The 20,071-nt window shown below is 41.5% G+C and carries 21 protein-coding genes and 1 pseudogene; all 22 read right to left on the bottom strand.

Translation table 11 applies throughout. From position 1 onward, the window contains the following. Window positions 1-66: 66 nt before the first annotated feature. The 22 genes and pseudogenes from ACYQ3L_RS08795 to ACYQ3L_RS08690 all read right to left on the bottom strand — a co-directional run bounded on the left by ACYQ3L_RS08795 (window position 67) and on the right by ACYQ3L_RS08690 (window position 20,069). Window positions 67-1,044 carry a hypothetical protein gene (locus tag ACYQ3L_RS08795; protein ID WP_380001996.1) on the bottom strand — a complete coding sequence of 326 codons (978 nt, stop codon included), beginning with the start codon at window positions 1,042-1,044 and terminating at the stop codon, window positions 67-69. A 49-nt stretch (window positions 1,045-1,093) separates the two neighbouring features. Then, on the bottom strand, window positions 1,094-1,576 hold the full coding sequence (locus tag ACYQ3L_RS08790) for a hypothetical protein (RefSeq protein ID WP_380001998.1): 483 nt from the start codon (window positions 1,574-1,576) through the stop codon (window positions 1,094-1,096). Window positions 1,577-1,737: 161 nt separating this feature from the next. Then, window positions 1,738-2,661, bottom strand: coding sequence for an SUMF1/EgtB/PvdO family nonheme iron enzyme (locus tag ACYQ3L_RS08785; protein WP_380002000.1), 924 nt, complete (start codon window positions 2,659-2,661; stop codon window positions 1,738-1,740). Window positions 2,662-2,664: 3 nt separating this feature from the next. Beyond that, the gene (locus ACYQ3L_RS08780; protein WP_380002002.1) at window positions 2,665-3,309 is read right to left on the bottom strand and encodes a zinc ribbon domain-containing protein; all 645 of its coding nucleotides are present in this window, start codon (window positions 3,307-3,309) and stop codon (window positions 2,665-2,667) included. 3 nt (window positions 3,310-3,312) lie between these two features. After that, window positions 3,313-3,894, bottom strand: coding sequence for a hypothetical protein (locus tag ACYQ3L_RS08775; RefSeq protein WP_380002004.1), 582 nt, complete (start codon window positions 3,892-3,894; stop codon window positions 3,313-3,315). Further along, window positions 3,891-4,460 carry a zinc-ribbon domain-containing protein gene (locus ACYQ3L_RS08770; RefSeq protein ID WP_380002006.1) on the bottom strand — a complete coding sequence of 190 codons (570 nt, stop codon included), beginning with the start codon at window positions 4,458-4,460 and terminating at the stop codon, window positions 3,891-3,893. The genes ACYQ3L_RS08775 and ACYQ3L_RS08770 overlap by 4 nt, the downstream gene beginning before the upstream one ends. A gap of 10 nt (window positions 4,461-4,470) precedes the next feature. After that, window positions 4,471-5,829 (bottom strand): protein kinase domain-containing protein, encoded by a 1,359-nt coding sequence (locus ACYQ3L_RS08765; protein WP_459952392.1) that lies wholly within the window; start codon window positions 5,827-5,829, stop codon window positions 4,471-4,473. An 11-nt stretch (window positions 5,830-5,840) separates the two neighbouring features. Further along, on the bottom strand, window positions 5,841-7,286 hold the full coding sequence (gene brxL, locus ACYQ3L_RS08760) for a BREX system Lon protease-like protein BrxL (protein ID WP_379998522.1): 1,446 nt from the start codon (window positions 7,284-7,286) through the stop codon (window positions 5,841-5,843). Window positions 7,287-7,300: 14 nt separating this feature from the next. Continuing rightward, complete coding sequence (locus ACYQ3L_RS08755) at window positions 7,301-8,236, bottom strand: FHA domain-containing protein (protein WP_379998524.1); 936 nt, start codon at window positions 8,234-8,236, stop codon at window positions 7,301-7,303. A gap of 13 nt (window positions 8,237-8,249) precedes the next feature. Further along, window positions 8,250-8,981: an Lcl domain-containing protein gene (locus ACYQ3L_RS08750; RefSeq protein ID WP_379998526.1), complete on the bottom strand. Its 732-nt coding sequence runs from the start codon at window positions 8,979-8,981 to the stop codon at window positions 8,250-8,252. A gap of 159 nt (window positions 8,982-9,140) precedes the next feature. Beyond that, window positions 9,141-10,298: a hypothetical protein gene (locus tag ACYQ3L_RS08745; RefSeq protein WP_379998528.1), complete on the bottom strand. Its 1,158-nt coding sequence runs from the start codon at window positions 10,296-10,298 to the stop codon at window positions 9,141-9,143. Between the two features lie 36 nt (window positions 10,299-10,334). Next, entirely contained in the window at window positions 10,335-11,021 is a 687-nt protein-coding gene (locus ACYQ3L_RS08740; RefSeq protein ID WP_379998530.1) for a hypothetical protein, read from the bottom strand. Then, the gene (locus ACYQ3L_RS08735) at window positions 11,011-11,538 is read right to left on the bottom strand and encodes a hypothetical protein (RefSeq protein ID WP_379998532.1); all 528 of its coding nucleotides are present in this window, start codon (window positions 11,536-11,538) and stop codon (window positions 11,011-11,013) included. The genes ACYQ3L_RS08740 and ACYQ3L_RS08735 overlap by 11 nt, the downstream gene beginning before the upstream one ends. Window positions 11,539-11,793: 255 nt before the next feature. Continuing rightward, window positions 11,794-12,651: pseudogene (locus ACYQ3L_RS08730) on the bottom strand (formylglycine-generating enzyme family protein). Window positions 12,652-12,779: 128 nt separating this feature from the next. Beyond that, complete coding sequence (locus ACYQ3L_RS08725; protein WP_379998534.1) at window positions 12,780-13,964, bottom strand: RNA-directed DNA polymerase; 1,185 nt, start codon at window positions 13,962-13,964, stop codon at window positions 12,780-12,782. After that, entirely contained in the window at window positions 13,961-14,416 is a 456-nt protein-coding gene (locus ACYQ3L_RS08720; protein WP_379998536.1) for an HRDC domain-containing protein, read from the bottom strand. The genes ACYQ3L_RS08725 and ACYQ3L_RS08720 overlap by 4 nt, the downstream gene beginning before the upstream one ends. A gap of 110 nt (window positions 14,417-14,526) precedes the next feature. Further along, on the bottom strand, window positions 14,527-15,366 hold the full coding sequence (locus tag ACYQ3L_RS08715) for an SUMF1/EgtB/PvdO family nonheme iron enzyme (RefSeq protein ID WP_379998538.1): 840 nt from the start codon (window positions 15,364-15,366) through the stop codon (window positions 14,527-14,529). Between the two features lie 21 nt (window positions 15,367-15,387). Further along, window positions 15,388-16,326, bottom strand: a complete 939-nt coding sequence (locus ACYQ3L_RS08710) for a formylglycine-generating enzyme family protein (RefSeq protein WP_459952391.1) — start codon at window positions 16,324-16,326, stop codon at window positions 15,388-15,390. A gap of 126 nt (window positions 16,327-16,452) precedes the next feature. Then, complete coding sequence (locus ACYQ3L_RS08705; RefSeq protein WP_379998542.1) at window positions 16,453-17,016, bottom strand: OmpA family protein; 564 nt, start codon at window positions 17,014-17,016, stop codon at window positions 16,453-16,455. Between the two features lie 8 nt (window positions 17,017-17,024). Continuing rightward, on the bottom strand, window positions 17,025-17,747 hold the full coding sequence (locus ACYQ3L_RS08700) for a TonB family protein (protein WP_379998544.1): 723 nt from the start codon (window positions 17,745-17,747) through the stop codon (window positions 17,025-17,027). Beyond that, the gene (locus ACYQ3L_RS08695; RefSeq protein WP_459952390.1) at window positions 17,747-19,396 is read right to left on the bottom strand and encodes a serine/threonine protein kinase; all 1,650 of its coding nucleotides are present in this window, start codon (window positions 19,394-19,396) and stop codon (window positions 17,747-17,749) included. The genes ACYQ3L_RS08700 and ACYQ3L_RS08695 overlap by 1 nt, the downstream gene beginning before the upstream one ends. Window positions 19,397-19,418: 22 nt before the next feature. Then, complete coding sequence (locus ACYQ3L_RS08690; RefSeq protein WP_379993822.1) at window positions 19,419-20,069, bottom strand: M50 family metallopeptidase; 651 nt, start codon at window positions 20,067-20,069, stop codon at window positions 19,419-19,421. Window positions 20,070-20,071: the final 2 nt, after the last annotated feature.

The following is a 20,071-nucleotide window of genomic DNA, read 5'->3' as shown; positions in this document are numbered from 1 at the left end:
GTGTTGTTTAAATAAAAAGACGACTAGCGCCAGAATTGCTATGATCAATAAAAATTTCAACATAATTTATTTCGCTTTAAAATCAATAATAATATGATCATTTATAAGTATTGAGGATGATTTTGCCAAATCATACCATGTTATATCTGCTCCCTGACTGAGTTTAAGTGTCCGCGAATTGAGTTTGGTATTTCCAAAGGCGGCAATCTGAAACACGTTCTTTTCAAATTTTATAATCACATGGCTGTTTATCATATCGTCACTATCGAGTTTAAGGAATTTTGTTCCGCCACGGGTATCTTTCTTTCCCGATATTTCAATTTGCTGGTCGATCATAAAGTAGGATTTGGAAACTGATCCTTCTTTGAATTTCAGTACGGCATAGGCATTGGCTTCCATATCAGAGCCGGTTATGCTTACAGGTTCCTTGGCTGCACCAAACTCCTTATCGAAATTTATCCTGAATTTATCCTTATTCAGGATGTCCATTCCTAATAACGCATCCTTATTCATATTGTATGATTCCGTAGTTAGTGAACCTTGGGGTTTGCGGGTTGTTTTAATGTTAGTACCGGATGCCATATTAGCCGCTGAAAAATCGATGGAATAAAGTGAAGACATTATTATTGCCTCACCTGCCTCTACTACGGAGAACGAACCATTGCCTGCCTCTACATTATCACCGGCTCCACAGGACGAAAACTGGAAACTCCAATAAGTGGCGTGTGGAATATGATCGGCATATTGGGCCAGTTTTCCCTTTAAAAACTTATGGAATTTGGATGCAGAATCTTTCGATGTTTGCGCAAAACCCTGTTGGCGTTTGGCATAATCATCGGGATGCAGCACAATATTAAACGAAGTGGGATAAAGCATACTTTCGTCCGTGGTTTCTTCCGCAAAGCTCAGTTGGAAGTGTTCCAATATTTGGTTCACTAATTGTTGGCGGGAAAGTTCCCCCGGCTTATTTACACCCGTTGCATCGTCTTTGGGTATAAAACCGCTTGCGATTTTTTCAATTTTTTCTTTCAATTTTTGTAACATAATATAATGATTAGAAGTTTAACGATTTCATTTTTTTTCATTCACTTACTTATTTTTTTCTTTGCTTTGCAAGGTTTTTATCCGTTATTAAGTCGCTTTCGGTTACAATTTTCCAGTCACCGTTTATTTCCCTGAATACCAAATATGATGGATAATCAGTAACGTTATTATCTGCTGTAACACGTTTCATAAAATTACACCTGTATTCTGCATCGCTTATTTTCTCCACATCTATATTGCCAAATATTGCCTGTTTGAAATCCGGGATTTTAGAGAAAAGCGATATTTTTTTCTCTATACATATATTTTTATCCAATTGTGTACCGTAAAACAGGACAATACCATTAAATAAATCTGAAAATAAACCTGTATCTTTTGATAAATGGGCATCATTCCACTGAAAAACCAGTTTCCTTAATTCCTCTATTGTCTTTTCTGTTGCTTCCCGGGGTTCTGCTAGTGTTGAATCATGCCGTAGTGTGGAGATATAAACACATAAACCGAGGGCAATGATAGCAAATACGATTGCCAAAACAATAAAAAGCGGATTATACTTGGGTTTGACATTTTCTATACCGACACCGCAGTTTTCGCAAAAGCGTGCGTCTGTGTCATTTTCGAAATTACAATTCTTACAAAACATATTTTATTCTTTAATCCAACCGCTAATACGATACCTATATTTTTATTTAACTATCTTGAACTGCAGGCAAGCCGGAAGCCCACAAAGTTGTTCCGGTTGTCGGGCGAACCGTCGCCGCGGCTCGGGACGCGTACACCCTCCGCGAAGTCGCCCCAACTACCACCACGAGCCACGCGGTCAGAGCCCTCAGAAGCTCCGGCAGGATTTGTCTGCGCAGAAGCAGGATAGCTGCCGTACCAGTCGCTGCACCATTCCCATACATTGCCGCTCATGTCGTAAATACCCAGCTCGTTAGCCTGCTTTGTTCCCACCGGATGCGTCTTGTTGCCTGAATTATCTCCGTACCAGGCTACCTTGTCGGGAGAATAACTCCCGCTGTATTTGGCATCTGTCTTTTTGCTGCCGCCTCGGGCGGCATATTCCCATTCCGCCTCTGTCGGCAGGCGGTAAGTCTTGCCTGTCATACGGCTCAGTTCGCGGCAAAAACTCACAGCGTCGTCCCAGCTTACATTTTCCACCGGCAGGTTATCACCCTTAAAAGACGATGGATTGTTGCCCATGACCGCCTGCCACTGCGCCTGCGTTACTTCATATTTCCCAATGTAAAAATCACTTAATGTGACCCGGTGCGCAGGTTTTTCATTATCATAGCAATCATTGCCCTGTTCGGATGTGCAGCCCATGGTAAACGTACCGCCCTGTACATAGACCATTGCAGGCTCGGAGGGGTGAGGAGGGGTAGCGACAGTTGAATCACTAACTGTCCCTAGTGTGTTACTCTCAAGATATTCTCCGTTAAGTCCTATTTTCAATAAATTCCATGCAAGCACAGTAATTATTACGGTTAAAACCAAAATAATAGAAATAAAAACTGTTCTTTTAGGTTTGGGAGTTTCTATTTCAATGCTTGCACCGCAATTCTCGCAAAAGCATGCGTCTACATCATTTTCGAAATTACATTTTTTACAAATCATATCTTATTTTTTACTGTTATGCATTTTTTTCATCAGTGACTCACCCAATTTTCGATTGGATTTCTTCCAGTCACTATCTGTAGGAGACGGCCTATCCACACCTACATTATTCGGAACATACTTAAAGATAAGCGCAGTGAAAATGGCGGAGAGCAATGTAATGCAAGCACATATAATCAGAGAACTTATTTCGACATTGTTCATGATAGGAACTAAAACGATAAAAGCATACAGACTAATCAATATGGAATTAATAGCTAATGGTAAATGAACTATTTTCAATTTATATAAAACGATGACAGCTACAATTATAAATAGGAATCCGAAAATTGAAATAGTAGAAAGAGAGTTGCTTATATCAGCAAGCGAACTGTTCTCGTTTTCATATATTTTAAGACTATTATTATAAGATTCATCATGCTGTGTTACGGAAGCACTATATTCCTCCTTGGCTTTCGGCTCGGATACACTTGCTATAGCAAAATACAGGGCAAATAGTGTTAAAACATAAAACAGTATCAAATAACATTTTATTAATCGTTTGAGCGCTTTATTAGTTTCAATGGGACTTTTTTCAATACCTGCGCCGCAATTTTCACAAAAGCGTGCGTCCTTGTCATTTTTAAAACTACAATTCTTACAAAACATATTTTAATTTCTTTTTAAATCACTCATTAAAATAAAACCTCTTACATTATTACCTTTTTCATCACGATAAGTAATTTTTCCAAATCCTTTAAATTCATATTCAATCAAAAGGGTTGTTCCATATGGATAATAAGACCCCGCAGGAATTTTATCAAAATAAGCATCTGTTTCGGAATTTCCGTAATAATCATATATGTATGCAAATTCTGTAATTACATTATAGTAACTTTCTGTATTTTCAGAAATCGTTTTTTTCGATGCCGCTTCTGTTTTTACTTGAGAGGATACCATACTGTCTTGTATCACTTTACTCAAAGCCACACTGTCTTTTGCCGCTTCATTTTCATATGAAATGCTATCTACTGCTTCAAACGTTGGGTATTCTGCATGATTGCTACTACCTTCGTTTATGCTTATTATTACGGTAAAAACTACTATAATAAAACAAAATACCCCATTAATTATTAGCGACAAATTCCATTTGTTACGCGGCTTTTCGATTCGAATTTCCTGCAAATCCGCTCCACAGTTTTCACAAAAGCATGCGTCTGCGTCATTCTTAAAATTACATTTCCTGCAAATCATAACAGTTTTTTATTTTCTGCAAATGAATATTTATAAATAAGTATTGTAACTATGGCGGTAACGAACACAACAATTAATCCTAGTTCTTTACGTGCATCATAAAGTAATACAGGGATTACAGCATAAATACACAATAAAATGGCTGTTATGCCAAATGACAGTTTGATTTTTTTCATAACGAGCAACACGATAAGCATAATAAAAACACATATAATAAGAATACCCAATAACATTTTTGTTAAATCAAATGTTTCATATGCTCTATGGTATTTGTCTTGACTTGCTTCATATCCATATGCTAAGCGTGCGTCAGTATCACTACCATAAATACCTGTTTCTCTCTGCATTTGATCAGCGCGTTCAGCGGTAGTACACAACTCATCGAAAAATGCATGTTGGTATTTATTTGTAACAAATACGCCTACAACAAACACGTACAGCAGCACAATACAGCTCCATATCATTTTTTCAAGCCCTGATTGACCTTTCACCTGCAAACCCGTTCCGCAGTTCTCACAAAAGCGTGCGTCCTTGTCATTTTCAAGATTACATTCTTTACAAATCATACCTTATTTTTTAATTGTTCCTGTTTTCACTCCGTGCTCCGCACCATTTGCAGAAATGTGCTTTTTCATTGATGTTTTTACCACAAACCAGACAAGCTTTACCTGATATAATGCGCTGGCTTTCTTTCTGAGGAATAGCCTCTTGCGATTTTGGCACCGGCTTTGTTTCATTTTCTGGCGTTGCTTTGCTTTTTTGCAGTTCCTGGATTCTGGATTTTAATTGTTTTATTTCGTTTTCCTTATCATTATTTCCTTGCTGTAACTGAGCCGTAGTTTGCGTCAACTGATTGACGGTTTGGACAAGGCGTGTATTTTCAGCCTGCAATTTCCCTGCCAATTCATTATCTGCCCACCCCTTACTGCCGGCAAGCTGCCTTTCAACCTCGTCAAAAAATACTTGTGCATTCCTGTAACGGTTTCCTGGCTTCTTTTCAAGACATTTCATGATCATTGCTTCCAGCCAGACAGGATAATCCTTTTCATACTTTTTGCCCGGATTCGCTTCCTCAAATGCAGAACGGCGCAAAGACTCTATCGCAGGGGGCCGCTCCTGCCCATGCTGCTGCATCAGGTCGTATTCGGCCTTGGTGGAAGGGACATCCGTATTGTACGGGAAGGGAACCTGTCCCGCCAGCATCTCGTACATCAATACCCCGAAACTGTACATGTCGGTCTGCTCGGTGATAAGGCCTTCGTTCTCCCATTTCTCAGGCGCCTTATACTCGGCTGCACCTCCCTTGCGGGTGCTGCTTTTTACCACTGTGCCGTTTTGGATGGACAGGCCGAAGTCAAGCAGGATAAAACTCCCGTCGTATTTCCGGATGATATTCTTGGAGTGGATATCGTTATGTATTACCTTGTATTTGTCTGTCAGGCGTTGTTTGGCGGAGGCGTCGAGCAATACCTTGCTGCCGTCCTCGGGATCGTCGCGCAAGTTGTCTTCCTCCCTGTCCATGCAGAACTCGTAGATCCTTTCATGGCAGTAGGCCAACGCGCTGCTTATTTCTCGCACAAAGCGGAGTACCTCGTCTATGGGGATAAAACGGCTCTTTTCAATGATATAGTCATTCAGGTCTTTGCCGTGTACATATTCCATCTCCACCAGGGCGTGCCCCTGCAACAGGCGCGGTTGGGCGATACGCACGATGTTGGGGTGCCCGCCGTTGCCCAGGCGCAACAGCAGACGGCATTCGGCAAGGAACTTCTGGTATTTCAGGTCACTCTCGTTTACGATGGTTTCGCGCAATACACGGATAGCGCGGATGTAACCCAACTGCTTGTGGCGCACTTTATAGACAGTAGCGAATGCGCCCTCGTGGGAGGTGCTGCTGCTTAAAATTTCATATTCGCTTAAAAATAATTGTGACATGATTATATGGTTTAATTGTTATTTATTGTTCCATAATTTGTAATCCGGATGTCGGGCATATGTTCTTTAAACTCGTCGTCTATCTTATGGCACTGCTCTTTTATGATTCCCCTACGGCGGATGGCAGGTTCAAGGCAATAGGTGTTGAATTCCTCTTTATCCAGATCTTCGACGCTTGTAATATGGGGAAACAGTAATTTGGAGTATGCCGTGACAATCCTTTTTACAGCTTTTAGGTCGCGCAGGTCGCTCTTTTCTTCGGAATATATTACTTCATTAATGAGATATGAATATTCGGGAGCAGTACGGAGTGCATGGAGGATTTCCGAAAAATATTCAACGTTCAAAGTCCAGCCTTTCAATATCATACCCTGTTCCATACGAGGCAGTTTCCACCCTTCTATGAATCCATGGAAACGGTCTAACAAAGCGGATTCGCGGAAATTTTCAGGTAAAGCCGTAAAATACCGGTTGTCGGTGGGCTGGTTGTCGCTTGTTAAAGGCAGGTTTCCCATCAGCATCATACTGCATTCGGAAAGGAACGCGTAGTTATCCACCGTTGCCTTGCCTGCCTCCAGATAAGATTTAAGGATAGCTTGCATTTCGGATGGATCTTGAAAAACAATGGTTTGTATTTCATCGAAAGTAATCAGGTCATAATTTTTCATTATTCCGGGTTGTTGCCGTGCCTTGTCATAAAACAATTTGGCCCGCGACACTTTTCCGCCGCTTACCAGCCACCCGTATTTACTCAAATTGCCAAAAACATACGATTTCCCTGTTCCCTTAGGCGCCAGTTCAATCATATTCAAACGCGGCTCTACGAAAGGAAGCAGGCGGGATATAAACTCCAGTTTTTGAGTCATATTATCAAATCCCTGAGGATTATACTCCATTGCAGAGAGCAGGACGTCTACCCACTCTTCTGTCGAAAACTGTTTGCGGCAATCTGTAAAATATTTCAGATCGACCTTATAGGGGCGGAACGGCTTGTATTCCGTCAATTCGATACACCCTTTTTCCCGTCCGTAAGGCGGATTGTATTTCAGTTTGATAACACCCCATTTTTCACCGTCTATCAGGTCGTCTTTATGCTTGCTTATTAACCATTCGGGAATAAATGCCTCGGTAAGTTTAATTCCCGCATCCGGTATAGCCAATCGGACTTTTCCTTCTTTGATGTCGGTTGAAATAATAAAGCGGGTTAAAAGCTGTACGATTTCCTGGCTTAACAGGCGGCTTTTTACCATATTATTGTCATCGGGAATATGCTTGTCGAGAAATGAGACGATGGCATTCCTGTCCAAAATCCCTTCGCCATCGATATGCTTGCGGATAAGGAAATCTTTCACAAAGGAAGGCAAATTTCGCCCGTTGAAAACACTGTAGTTGTCTTGGTTTTTCAGGATTGCGACATCCGGGAACGCCTGTTTTATTTTTTGTCCTAATTCATTCATAATCTTTATCGGTGTTAAAACAAGTCTTCTTCTTCAAAACCTTTATTGGGCCGGATTCTGTTTTCCGTCATATTATCGTCTGCCGTTTCAAATTTCAGCAAAACCTTACGCCCCAATTCTATGATGTCCCCGTTAAACAACTGGTACCGGACATTTAGGTTTTGTGCTTCGACACTCGAATCTTCGCCGTGTATAATCCGTGTCCTGCCATTGGAAGCTAATTTACTGCCGCCGGGCAACACTTGCAGGCAAAATCCTTTTCCTTCCACAAACACGATTTTAGCATGCATCCGGCTCACATAAGTATTCAGTTCATTTTTGTCAGGATTGCTTTCCCGATCATTTATGACGATATGATTTTCATGGAATGTTTCTTCGTTAAACTCGCCTCTGCCTATGTTGTATGTTTTTTGCTTTGTGGAATCGAGCTGATAAGAATTCTGTACAAGGGAGCCCCTACCGTGCCAGATACTCACTCTGGCTTTGGTGTGAACCGGTTGTGCGGGCGTTGCTTCTGCTACTTTATTTACATACTGCAAACGGATGCCGGGCATCACCTCCGAAATACCTGCCGCGTTTTCCGGCGGAAGTTCGGTTTTTATTGTCCATGGAACATTGGCTACTGCCGTAATATTCGCATTTTCCAATGCCAAAAGTAAATCGTTCAGGAAGTCGGCCTTATTTATTTCGGCTTGGTAATTCAGGTCATCGTTCGTTCCTGCGACATATAATGTATAATAACCGTCCACTTTATCCGCGAATGCTTGTGGGCGTAGTTTGTTCACAATCGCCTCTATTAAATTACTGCGGAATGTTACGGTATCGGTAGCCGTTTGTGGATTATTTCCCTTTTTCTCCTGTCTTTCCGCTCTCGGGACTTCTTGCTGCGGCGTTTCTTTCGGTATTTCTTCGTCTTTCGGTGCAAAGAAATTTATTAATTTGTTGAACATAGTTTTTATTTATTTAATTTTTGTATATTGTTAAGCCTGTAGCTCTCGGGTATACTCTCGGTGGAATAGTACTAGGTACACAACGGCAATACATAGTTTGTGTGTCATATGCTTCCAATACTTTGCCACCTGCTAGGTCAACAGCAGAATGTCTAGTGCTACTCCATTTTGTGCCACTCCAATAGTACATATTATGAAAACTTCCAATAATATCTTTGTTAGTAAAGATTGTAGATAATTCATTTTTTGTAGGTAATCGCCAATCTGTGTATCCTCCAAGTATTAAATTTTCACACAATGTATTTGCGTCCGCCCAAACAAGACTCTCGTTACTTGCATCTTTCTTTGCAACAATGATATTGACACCTTTTAGTTCCACATAGGGAGCCTCTGATTGTTTCAAATTTTTGTCGCAGGCTGTGATTCTGTTCTTAGCATTGCCATCCTCCGGATTCGTCTCAAGGATTAATTGATAGTACGTTTTAGCCTTTGCATAGTCTGATTGAAAAAAATAGTCATCTCCTTTTTTCAACAAGGCGCGGCAACTTTCGGCATTGCCCAGCAAATCATCCACCTTTTGGTTTTCCAGGGCTTGCGATTTTTTGTAATTTTTAATGGCGCATTCATAGTCGCCTTGCCGGTAACAGTCCCTGCCTTGTTGCAGGAAACCGGTTTCCTGTCCGGAAAGGGCAGAGCAGCCCAAAATCAAGGCTACTGAAACAATTAATAATCTGCTCACGTTCATTTTTCTGTAATTTTATTTTTTTAGATATCATTTTTAATCTCCTGTTTTATAAGTCCGGTTAGGAATATTATCTATATCCATTTCTTCCGGATAATAGCACAGGTAAATTTTTAATTCCACTGATAAACTCTGATTTTTCCTAGTTCGGGTTTCAGGTTATCATTCGACTATTCTTTCTGTTAAAATTTTGTAGCCGTTTTTAATTACGGATAATTCATTAACATAGCCTCCTTTTATCCAACCATCTTCATACATATATATATAATTTCCCATCTCAAAAATATATCTTTCCCCGAGTACTGCGCTCTCGCCATTATCATAGGTAGTATTACAATTGCAATCTTCTATCCCTGGTTCACACCAGCACTCTTTTATTCCATTCTCAATAATCAAATCAGGTTTATCCGGCATTCTTTTTCCTTTAGACCACGAAGTATAACGGTACTTTCCGTTGTTCGTTATATCTATTTGTATACGGAATTTTTCCGTTTCCAGGATTTTGACCGGAGCAATACCGGTATATTCAAAATGGTCGCCTTTCCATTGATAGATAAGATTTCCCTCTGTCATTGCGTTACCGCCTTCAACGGCAATGATATAAGGAACAAATAGTTTTTTATCGTTACTGTCGTATATTATTTCATCTCCACAACCTTCATGTCTCAAAGAAGGAATGTCTTGTTCGATACAATCATAATCCCACGAGATTTCTATTTCATCAAGGTTTTCTTTTTTTGTTTTGAATAATTTTTTACTATTAAAATGACCGTTATTATCAGTTTGATATGCTTTGATTATTTGTTTATAATGGCTTCCTTGTGCGAATATTCCCGATGTAAATCTGAAAAGATAATATGTTTGGTTTTCTGTTTCGACAGAAAAAATCCCATCAACGAAGAAACCGGAATTAAAATATTCAATGACACTTTTAAGAAACACTTTTTCATTATGCCTGAATTGAATAAAATGGCAATAACTGGTATAGTTGGGATTACTGACACCGCCATTCATTTCAATGCTATAGATCCTTACTTTGCCGTCATTGGAAGTGGCAAAAGAGAGCCATCCCGGCAGATGTACATCAGGATTTGTTTCGTAATCTTTATAAGCGTCGAAAGAAAAGTCCATTGTTTCCGGATAGTTTTCGAGCAACTGGAAAACGGCATCAATGTTAATTTGGGAATCACCTTCCCGTTCTATATTGGAGATGGTTTCAACAAACGCCTTTTCCGAATGATTTGTCTTATTTCGTCCACAGGCAACCAAACCAATAACCGTAAAGATTATTAAACCGGATCTGAAAATTTTATTTATCATAATATCATTTCTATTTTATTTTTTAGACATCGTTTTTTAATTTACTATTTTATAAATCAGGTCAAGGACATCGTCTATACTCTCTTCTTCCGAATGATAAGGTAAAGATGAATATATGATTTCGCGGATATTGGCATTTTTCAATAAGCGTAGGTATTGCTCTTTCAGGTATTCGGTAAGCTTCGTATTGTCGCTTTGTTTAATCCTGCTCAGCATTGCCGGGCAATTGGTCATTACATATACGATGTCCTCCCAGTCGTGGCTACTCCTTATATCCGTCCCGCCTCTGCTGTTCAATGCTTCAAATTTGGTAGCAATGTAATATTCTACCGGGAAGATAAAAATAGAAGTTCCATCAGGTAATACCCTTTCTATTTTATATTGTATCCCGTCTGCATACCATTCGTTACTGAATCCCAGAATATCGGGATTTACAGGCATAATATCCACTTTGACTCCCTTATATATTTTCCTGCAAACGGGAGCGCCGGCAGTTGTGTCGTCATGGAAACCCAATAGGCGCAGCTTTTCTTCCAGCTTATAATATGCGCTATATGTGCTGATTTCAACGACACAGTCCACATCGATCGTTGGCCTTATATCCGACAACTCCGGTTGCTGTGCATATAATTCGGCAACCGAACCGCCGACAAAAACGACCTCATCTTTCAATAAGCCAAGGCCTCCGGCTACACACTGGATAAGTTCTATATTATTCGCCATAATCATTCATTCTTTTATCCAGTTCCATGGTGGCAACCTCCACTTCCCGTTTTTTTCCTATTCTGAATGTATCCGCAATTGCCAGATATTCATACAGTTCCACGTCGTTTTCTATAAATTTCGGAATCTTATCATATAGAGGAACTATAGAATTACCTGTGCGCGTTCCCTTATAATATGCCCATACATATATTTCCCGGCCTTTCACAACATGGTTGCTGACAGGTGGCGCTGAATGGGCAGTGGCAATCCCTCGTGTAGAATGCCCGGCTTGTGGAGGAAAAACATACTTTAGTCCATGTATCAGGAATTCACGTAGCGCAAGTTTATTAACTCTGTTTTTAGCGGGATTGACTAATCCAGCCTCCTTGTTTCTCTCCATAGCAGTGCTTACTTCGCCTGCACTGATTTGCAAAGACGAGGCCAGTTCAGAGAATGTCCACGGACGTCCCTTAAAAGTTAAAATTTTCAAAAGTATGACCACATCCTGCGGCCTCATTCCGTTATGTTTCTTCATTTCTTTTATATTTACGATTTACAAATTGTAAATATAATTATTTTATACATTGTATAACAAATAATTAACATTGTTGATATGTAGTCATATTATTGTTAATAGTCCTTACCTTATTGCAGGAAATTAGTATCCTGTCCCGAAAAGTCAATACAGCCCGGAATCAAGGCGGCTGAAACAATTAATAGTCTATCCACACTCATATTTTGCAATCTTATATTTTTTCAGATACTTCTATTTACACCACGCAGGGATACCTCAGTCACTGCATGCAAGACGGAAACCCAGATTACCGTACCGGTCACCGGGTGCGTTGGCATAACGGTTCGGCACACGCATATCCCTTAGGTTATATTGCCAGCCACCGCCACGGATCACGCGGTCATAACCGGAAGAGGCTCCTTCGGGATTTGTTTGCGAATCGCTTTTTTTATAATTCCCATAGATGTCATTGCACCATTCCCATACATTGCCGCTCATATCATAAATGCCCAACTCATTGGCTTTCTTCGTACCTGCCGGATGTGTTATATCATTGCTGTTACCGTCGTACCACGCTACATCGTCTGCAAGGTTTCCACCGCTATATTTGTATCCCTTGCTTTGCACACCTCCACGGGCTGCGTATTCTCATTCCGCCTCCGTTGGTAAACGGTAATTTTTTCCTGTCTTTTGATTCAGCCTGCGGATAAACTCCTGTACTTGTTCCCAATCTACTTTCTCTACGGGTAAGTTATCGCCTTCGCCCTTAAAATAACTTGGGTTCGTTCCCATAATCTTTTCCCATTGTATTTGGGTTACTTCGTATTTCCCGATATAGAAATCACCCAGTGTTACCTTATGGGCAGGTTTTTCTGCTCCAGTACAATCATTGCCCTGCTCCGGAGTACAGCCCATTGTAAATGTCCCGCCCTGCACATAAACCATTTCAGGTTCGGGGGATGTGCCTTCACAGGCAGCTATCCGTAGTTCAATACCGACATCTGTTTTATTCGTGATATCCTTATATATATTGTACCAGATCCGGGCTTTCCGGCAATCGTTCAGCGATGTGCAGGAATCGATTCTTTGCAGGTAATCATTTCTTTCCTGCGCCGGTAAAATCACACAGCACATTAAGAAGGCAACCAATATTATCGATAGTTTATACTTTTTCATTGTCGGTTATTTATATTTTTTGTAAACCTAAAAACCTTATCCGTCTTTCGGACATTTGCTACTCGCCGGATAAGGATGAATTATTTTTACCCTTTCTCAGGGAGGGATATGGACACTTGTTCAAAATCAATAAGTTGTTTTGTGCTGCAGGCAAGGCGGAAGCCCAGATTGTTGTTCCTGTTGCCGGGCGAATTGTTGTTGCGGTTCGGGACGCGCACATTCCTCGCGTTGTTGTTCCAGCTACCGCCACGATTCACGCGGTTAGAGCCTTTAGCGTCCAATCCGGATTCTTGTAATATATGTTTTATAAATCCTGTACTGTTTGCGTGGGATATAAAGCCATAGAGGGATAAAACGCGCCGGGCAAATTGTTTTTCGGACATATTGCCGGTATCCAGTAGGGCTGTATAAGCTGTAAGTTTGGTTGCAAAACGTTTTTTACTACGCCTGTTCAATCGTATTTGATTGGGATATAGCATAAACCCTAATGCGGGTAAACCGTGCTCCGTTTTATTCATGACAAAAGGCTTTAATGACAATTTCAGATTTTGAATGATAAAGTGTTCGAACAAAGTTCCTTTTTCCATTAATTCGGTTTTATTATCAGCCCACAGCAGCATATCGTCCATGTAGCGGACATAAGCGAGGATACGCAACTGTTCGGTAGCATATTTGTCGGCAAATGAAAGATAATGATTGGCAAAATACTGGCTGGTCAGGTTGCCGATCGGAACGCCCTTTCCATCTTTGACATGATAGCTGTCTATTATTCGCCAAAATGTATCGAGCAGGCGTTTATCTTTATACATTCGTTGCAATTTGCTGGATAATATTTCATGGTCGATGGAATCAAAATATTTCCGTATATCCAATTTCAGATACCATGTATATTTTTTTTGATAATAAGCTGCTTTTTTAACGGCTGCAAAAGTCCCTTTACTTTTGCGGCAGGCATAGCTGGCGGGGATTTGATAATTTTCGAAATGGGCGGAACAAATATTCATGATAGCGTGATGGATGATCCGCTCTTCAAAAGATGCCGCGCATATAACTCTGCGTTTGGGGTCGTAAATTGTAAAGTAGTGGTACATGCCGAACCGGTAGTTTCCGCTCATCAGCCTATCCCTGATAGACAATAAGTTACTATCCGTATTTTCACAAAATAGCAGTACATCTTTTTTTGCTGATTTTCCCTGTTTGGCTTTGCAGAAAGCTAGGCGCAGGTTATCGATATCCGTAATTTGTTCGAAAATATATCCCCTCCGTTTCATCCTTCCGTTTGAGTTTGGTTGTAATGGTCGACTAAACGTTTACCAAAGCGTTCTGCTTTCTTATCACCGACACCGTTCACTTCTTTAATACTTTCAACTGTAATTTCACTTAATACAGCTATCCCGGCTAATTCTTCATTGGTAAATACGGCATAAACAGGTAAACTGTCTTCTCCTGCAATTTTTTTCCGGATTTCACGTAAAAGTGAAAAAACAGCAAATGCCTTTTCGTCCAATACCTCTTTATAATCAATTCTGACCGCATTCTGGGGTTTATTCTCTATCTGTGCGTTTGCCAGGTATTTGACACAGAAATGCCATTGGCTACCTGTCCGGGTAGAAACCAGTTGTTGTTCGACTTCCAGTATTTTGTGCGACCGTAAAAATTTATTCATTTCCTCGATTGCTGCGCCATCATCCGATGTCGGGACTGTAAACAGTTTAAATTGCATAATTATTTTTTATTATTCGACCGCTTCGCGGTATCAAAGGCTTTTGCCTTTTTGCGACTTCGTCCCTTGTCGCTTTTTAACAAAAGCCTATACTTGCTGGCACAAAACATCTATCTTGAACTGCAGGCAAGGCGGAAGCCCAGATTGAGGTACCTGTAGCCGGGCGAAATGTTGTAGCGGTACGGGACGCGCACACTCCTCGCGATGCTGTACCAGCTACCGCCACGATACACGCGGTAAGAGCCCCCAGAAGCTCCGGCAGGATTTGTCTGCGCAGAGGCAGGGTAAATGCCGTACCAGTCGCTGCACCATTCCCATACATTGCCGCTCATGTCGTAAATACCCAGCTCGTTAGCCTGCTTTGTTCCCACCGGGTGCGTCTTGTCGCCTGAATTATCATTGTACCACGCCACTTCTCCTGCCGTATCGCTACCGCTGTACTTGTATCCCCGGCTCCGGCTACCGCCTCGGGCGGCATACTCCCATTCCGCCTCTGTCGGCAAACGGTATGCCTTACCCGTTGCCGCGTTTAGCCGTTGTATAAACTCCTGAACCTCCGCCCAGCTTACATAATACATCGGATAATTATCTCCTTCACCATAAATCTTCAAGTTCGCATTGGCTTTATCCCTTTGCTGTTTCACATTGGTTCCCATAATCAGCCGCCATTGCTTTTGCGTTATTTCGTATTTCCCGATATAAAAATCACTTAACGTTACACTGTGCAAAGGGCTTTCATTTTCATCGCAATCGTTGCCTTGCTCGGGTGTACAACCCATCCAAAACGTCCCGCCCTGTACATAAACCATTTCAGGTTCAGATGGGTGTGGAGGTACGTCAGTAACCTGACTGTCTAAAGCTGTATCCCTAGCATTTTCAATACTAACACCGCAGTTTTCGCAAAAGCGTGCGTCTGCGTCATTCTTAAAATTACATTTCTTGCAAAGCATAATTTTATTTTTTAATTGTTATTATTTTTCATTTTCCGGATTTGAACTGCAGGCAAGGCGGAAGCCCAGATTGTAGTACCTGAGGACGGGCGAATTGTAGCTGCGGCGCGGGACGCGCACACTCCTCGCGCTGAAGCTCCAGCTACCGCCACGAAACACGCGGTCAGAGCCCTCAGAAGCTCCGGCAGGATTTGTCTGCGCAGAAGCAGGGTAAATGCCGTACCAGTCGCTGCACCATTCCCATACATTACCGCTCATGTCGTAAATACCCAGCTCGTTAGCCTGCTTGATTCCCACCGGATGCGTCTTGTTGCCTGAATTATCTCCGTACCAGGCTACCTTGTCGGGAGAATAACTCCCGCTGTATTTGGCATCTGTCTTTTTGCTGCCGCCTCGGGCGGCATATTCCCATTCCGCCTCTGTCGGCAGGCGGTAAGTCTTGCCTGTCATACGGCTCAGTTCGCGGCAAAAACTCACAGCGTCGTCCCAGCTTACATTTTCCACCGGCAGGTTATCACCCTTAAAAGACGATGGATTGTTGCCCATGACCGCCTGCCACTGCGCCTGCGTTACTTCATATTTCCCAATGTAAAAATCACTTAATGTGACCCGGTGCGCAGGTTTTTCATTATCATAGCAATCATTGCCCTGTTCGGATGTGCAGCCCATGGTAAACGTCCCGCCCTGTACATAGACCATTGCAGGCTCGGAGGAATGAAGAGGGGGAGGGTTCGGAATATTAACTTTACCCTCACAGGCTGCTATCCGCTTCTCTATACCGGCATCTGTTTTATTTGTTACATTTTTATAGGCTTTATACCAAAGCTGAGCTTTTTTGCAATCACTTTGCGATAAGCTGCTTTCGATTTTTTGCAGGTAATCGTTCCCTTCTTGCGCCGGTAAGATAATGTTGCCCAATAGTAGAGCGGCTAAAATCATCAGTAATCGATACGTTTTCATTTGTTATCCTATTGTTTTTTAATGTTTCATTTGTCTACACAAAACTATTCCAAACTTCAAGCAAAGGACAAGTGATAGACTTTTGCCCGACAAATTCTTTTTTCAGATTTACAAAAATTATCTATCTTAATATAGAAATAAAATAGCAACCTCATTCCATGCATTTTCAGCATATGGTTGTACTGTGTCACCTTTCCATACTACAGTTACACGGTTGCTATCGATGTTGTATTTCTTGATCAACTCGTTTGCTACATTCTTAGCACGTTTTTCAGAAAGTTTTTCATTGATAGAAGGAGTACCTGTTTTCTTGTCTGCATAACCTACAACTTTAACTTTAGCGCTAGGATTATCTTGAAGATATTTAGCTGTGTTAAAGATGTTAACTTTTTGGTTCCTATCAATGATTGCACTACTTTTTGGGCTAAAAAAAACAGTTTCAACACGATTCTCTATTTGTAGAGCTGGGATTACTTCTTCACAGGCTGCTATCCGCTTCTCTATACCGGCATCTGTTCTATTCGTTAAGTTTTTATAGGTATTATACCAAAGCATGGCTTGCTTGCAATTACCTTGCGATAAGCTGGTTTCTGCTTTTTGCAGATATTCGTTTCCTTCTTGTTGTGCCGATAAGGTAATGCTCCCCATTAGCAGGGCGGCTAAAATCATCAGTAATTTATACGTTTTCATTTGTTTATTTATTTTGTACGGATTTCTAAAATATTGCCTGTCCGAAATTCATTATTATTAATTTCAGGATTGGCTTTTATCAATTCTTCTACGGTAATTCCATAAAATTTACTGATGGAGTATAATGTTTCTCCCTTTTGTATTGTATGTTGCTTGTAACCCGGTTCACTCAAACGGAATACAACCGGAAGAGTAAAGTAAACCGGTACGTTCAAACCGTTTTGCTTACCCGGAATCCATTTTGGCATCGCTTTTACAACCCTTACTGCTTCTTTATCACAAGAAGGGTCGATACCACGGATTACCGTTACATCTGAGATTGCGCCTGTTTTGGTAACAACGAAACGTATAGTAACACGGCCTTGTATCCCTGACTCCTGAGCTACAACCGGATATTTCAGATTATCATTGATAAACCGGTGCATTTCTGTTTCACCTCCGGGGAAGCCAGGCATCTGCTCTACTGTAACGAATGGTTTCTCTTCCACTTTGCCCGAATCGTTGGATGTATGCAAATTACCCTCACAAGCAGCTATCTGCTTCTCTACACCGGCATCTGTTTTTCCTGTTACGTTCTTATAGGCTATATACCATTTCTTTGCACACCGACAATCATTTTTTAATAAACAGGTATTGATGTTTTGCAAATAATCACGCCCATCCTGTGCCAGTAAAGTAGCATAGGACATCAACAGTATAACTGGAATAATCAGTAGTTTATATGTTCTCATCAGATATCTCCAATCGTTTTCTTTAATGCTTTAATCTCATTGTCTTTTGTCCTTAACTGTGATTTTAAGTTGTTAATTTCCTGGTTCAATCCCGATACCTGGCTGCTGTTTCCTCCCTGGTTTTTCAGGCGGCTGATCTCCTCCCGTAACTTTTTTATTTCCGCGTCAGAACCGGAGTTAGACGGAATAATTTGCACCGAGTCCCGGATTATTTCATTTTTTTGCTTTAAATCAGAAAGTTCTGTGGCTTGTTGTTCGATGGTAGCTTGATCACCGCTTTCGTGAGACAATAAATAAGCGCTCAAACCAAGGGCAACGACGGCAAACACGATTGTCAAAGCAATAAAAAATGGATTGTGCTTAATCTCTGTTTCAGGTATTTGCCTCATCTGTTCAGCTGCTAATTGCTTTTGCAGTTCTTGATTTTTAGATTCCAACTGTTTGAGCTTTTCTGTCGCATCAAAATTATGCAGTCCCAACTGTTGAATACTAAAATCTTTTGCATCTGCATTTTTTTTCAATTTCTCTACCTGAGTTTCCAAATCAGTATTGTATAGATACAGATTATTCATCTTTTGTGTAAGGCGTGTATTTTCAGCCTGCAATTTCCCTGCCAATTCATTATCTGCCCACCCCTTACTGCCGGCAAGATTCCTTTCAATCTCGTCAAAAAATACTTGTGCGTTCCTGTAGCGGTTTTCCGGCTTCTTTTCAAGGCATTTCATGATCATTGCTTCCAGCCAGGCAGGATAATCCTTTTCATACTTTTTGCCCGGATTCGCTTCCTCAAATGCAGAACGGCGCAAAGACTCTATCGCAGGGGGCCGCTCCTGCCCATGCTGCTGCATCAGGTCGTATTCGGCCTTGGTGGAAGGGACATCCGTATTGTACGGGAAGGGAACCTGTCCCGCCAGCATCTCGTACATCAATACCCCGAAACTGTACATGTCGGTCTGCTCGGTGATAAGGCCTTCGTTCTCCCATTTCTCAGGCGCCTTATACTCGGCTGCACCTCCCTTGCGGGTGCTGCTTTTTACCACTGTGCCGTTTTGGATGGACAGGCCGAAGTCAAGCAGGATAAAACTCCCGTCGTATTTCCGGATGATATTCTTGGAGTGGATATCGTTATGTATTACCTTGTATTTGTCTGTCAGGCGTTGTTTGGCGGAGGCGTCGAGCAATACCTTGCTGCCGTCCTCGGGATCGTCGCGCAAGTTGTCTTCCTCCCTGTCCATGCAGAACTCGTAGATCCTTTCATGGCAGTAGGCCAACGCGCTGCTTATTTCTCGCACAAAGCGGAGTACCTCGTCTATGGGGATAAAACGGCTCTTTTCAATGATATAGTCATTCAGGTCTTTGCCGTGTACATATTCCATCTCCACCAGGGCGTGCCCCTGCAACAGGCGCGGTTGGGCGATACGCACGATGTTGGGGTGCCCGCCGTTGCCCAGGCGCAACAGCAGACGGCATTCGGCAAGGAACTTCTGGTATTTCAGGTCACTCTCGTTTACGATGGTTTCGCGCAATACACGGATAGCGCGGATATAACCCAACCCCTTGTGGCGCACTTTATAGACGGTAGCGAATGCGCCCTCGTGGGAGGTACTGCTGCTTAAAATTTCATATTCGCTTAAAAATAATTGTGACATGATTATATGGTTTAATTGTTATTTATTGTGTTATGAAATTAAAAAAAGCCTCTATATCATACCAATAATCTCTGACCGACGTCTGAAAGGCATAGCTTAGTCCTTTTCTTACAGTCAGCAAAATCACTGCGGAATTGAAAAGTAAAAAAGCGGTTATGAACAAGTAAGATTTTAAATATCCCTGGCTTTGAATATCAGTTTGATATGGTCGTATTTGCTTAAAAAAGGCAACAGCATGAAAGGCTGCTGTCAGGCCTGTAAGCAAATCAAAAACATACAATGCCTGCCTTTCGCCAATCAAACGCAAAAGCATCAGGACGTAAGTATATACCGGCAGGCAGTATGGCGTAAGCGCAATGAAAATACCACCGTATCGCCCACTATGGTAAATCTCTCCTCCGTTGCCATCACTTGCCCGGAAGGAGTGAATCTTATGTCCGAACAAAAAGCCTGCAATAGTATGGGTAAGTTCATGCGTAAAAGTCTGCAAAAATTCTTCGTTCTTCTTTAAAAATTTACGGGCAATAAAATATACCACTACACCTGCGGCAAACCATGCAAACAGTTTATAATGTGAGATGCTCCACCATACAATGCTGCAAAATTGCCTGGCTGTAAGTATGAGGAAGACGGATAGCAGTAAATAAACAAATATTCCTTTTAAATTTTTCATCT

The organism is Dysgonomonas termitidis (genome assembly GCF_054657735.1).
Note: the sequence above shows the minus strand (reverse complement) of the source record. Positions and strands in the feature narration are given on the sequence as shown.

Coding starts and splice junctions, on each gene's coding strand:
- ACYQ3L_RS08690 (WP_379993822.1), bottom strand. CDS start 20,069: ATGAAAAATTTAAAAGGAATATTTGTTTATTTACTGCTATCCGTCTTC.
- ACYQ3L_RS08785 (WP_380002000.1), bottom strand. CDS start 2,661: ATGATTTGTAAAAAATGTAATTTCGAAAATGATGTAGACGCATGCTTT.
- ACYQ3L_RS08695 (WP_459952390.1), bottom strand. CDS start 19,396: ATGTCACAATTATTTTTAAGCGAATATGAAATTTTAAGCAGCAGTACC.
- ACYQ3L_RS08765 (WP_459952392.1), bottom strand. CDS start 5,829: ATGTCACAATTATTTTTAAGCGAATATGAAATTTTAAGCAGCAGCACC.
- ACYQ3L_RS08755 (WP_379998524.1), bottom strand. CDS start 8,236: ATGTTCAACAAATTAATAAATTTCTTTGCACCGAAAGACGAAGAAATA.
- ACYQ3L_RS08735 (WP_379998532.1), bottom strand. CDS start 11,538: ATGAAGAAACATAACGGAATGAGGCCGCAGGATGTGGTCATACTTTTG.
- ACYQ3L_RS08710 (WP_459952391.1), bottom strand. CDS start 16,326: ATGAAAACGTATCGATTACTGATGATTTTAGCCGCTCTACTATTGGGC.
- ACYQ3L_RS08740 (WP_379998530.1), bottom strand. CDS start 11,021: ATGGCGAATAATATAGAACTTATCCAGTGTGTAGCCGGAGGCCTTGGC.
- ACYQ3L_RS08770 (WP_380002006.1), bottom strand. CDS start 4,460: ATGATTTGTAAAGAATGTAATCTTGAAAATGACAAGGACGCACGCTTT.
- ACYQ3L_RS08745 (WP_379998528.1), bottom strand. CDS start 10,298: ATGATAAATAAAATTTTCAGATCCGGTTTAATAATCTTTACGGTTATT.
- ACYQ3L_RS08705 (WP_379998542.1), bottom strand. CDS start 17,016: ATGAAAACGTATAAATTACTGATGATTTTAGCCGCCCTGCTAATGGGG.
- ACYQ3L_RS08795 (WP_380001996.1), bottom strand. CDS start 1,044: ATGTTACAAAAATTGAAAGAAAAAATTGAAAAAATCGCAAGCGGTTTT.
- ACYQ3L_RS08725 (WP_379998534.1), bottom strand. CDS start 13,964: ATGAAACGGAGGGGATATATTTTCGAACAAATTACGGATATCGATAAC.
- ACYQ3L_RS08715 (WP_379998538.1), bottom strand. CDS start 15,366: ATGCTTTGCAAGAAATGTAATTTTAAGAATGACGCAGACGCACGCTTT.
- ACYQ3L_RS08750 (WP_379998526.1), bottom strand. CDS start 8,981: ATGAACGTGAGCAGATTATTAATTGTTTCAGTAGCCTTGATTTTGGGC.
- ACYQ3L_RS08700 (WP_379998544.1), bottom strand. CDS start 17,747: ATGAGAACATATAAACTACTGATTATTCCAGTTATACTGTTGATGTCC.
- ACYQ3L_RS08780 (WP_380002002.1), bottom strand. CDS start 3,309: ATGTTTTGTAAGAATTGTAGTTTTAAAAATGACAAGGACGCACGCTTT.
- ACYQ3L_RS08720 (WP_379998536.1), bottom strand. CDS start 14,416: ATGCAATTTAAACTGTTTACAGTCCCGACATCGGATGATGGCGCAGCA.
- ACYQ3L_RS08775 (WP_380002004.1), bottom strand. CDS start 3,894: ATGATTTGCAGGAAATGTAATTTTAAGAATGACGCAGACGCATGCTTT.
- brxL (WP_379998522.1), bottom strand. CDS start 7,286: ATGAATGAATTAGGACAAAAAATAAAACAGGCGTTCCCGGATGTCGCA.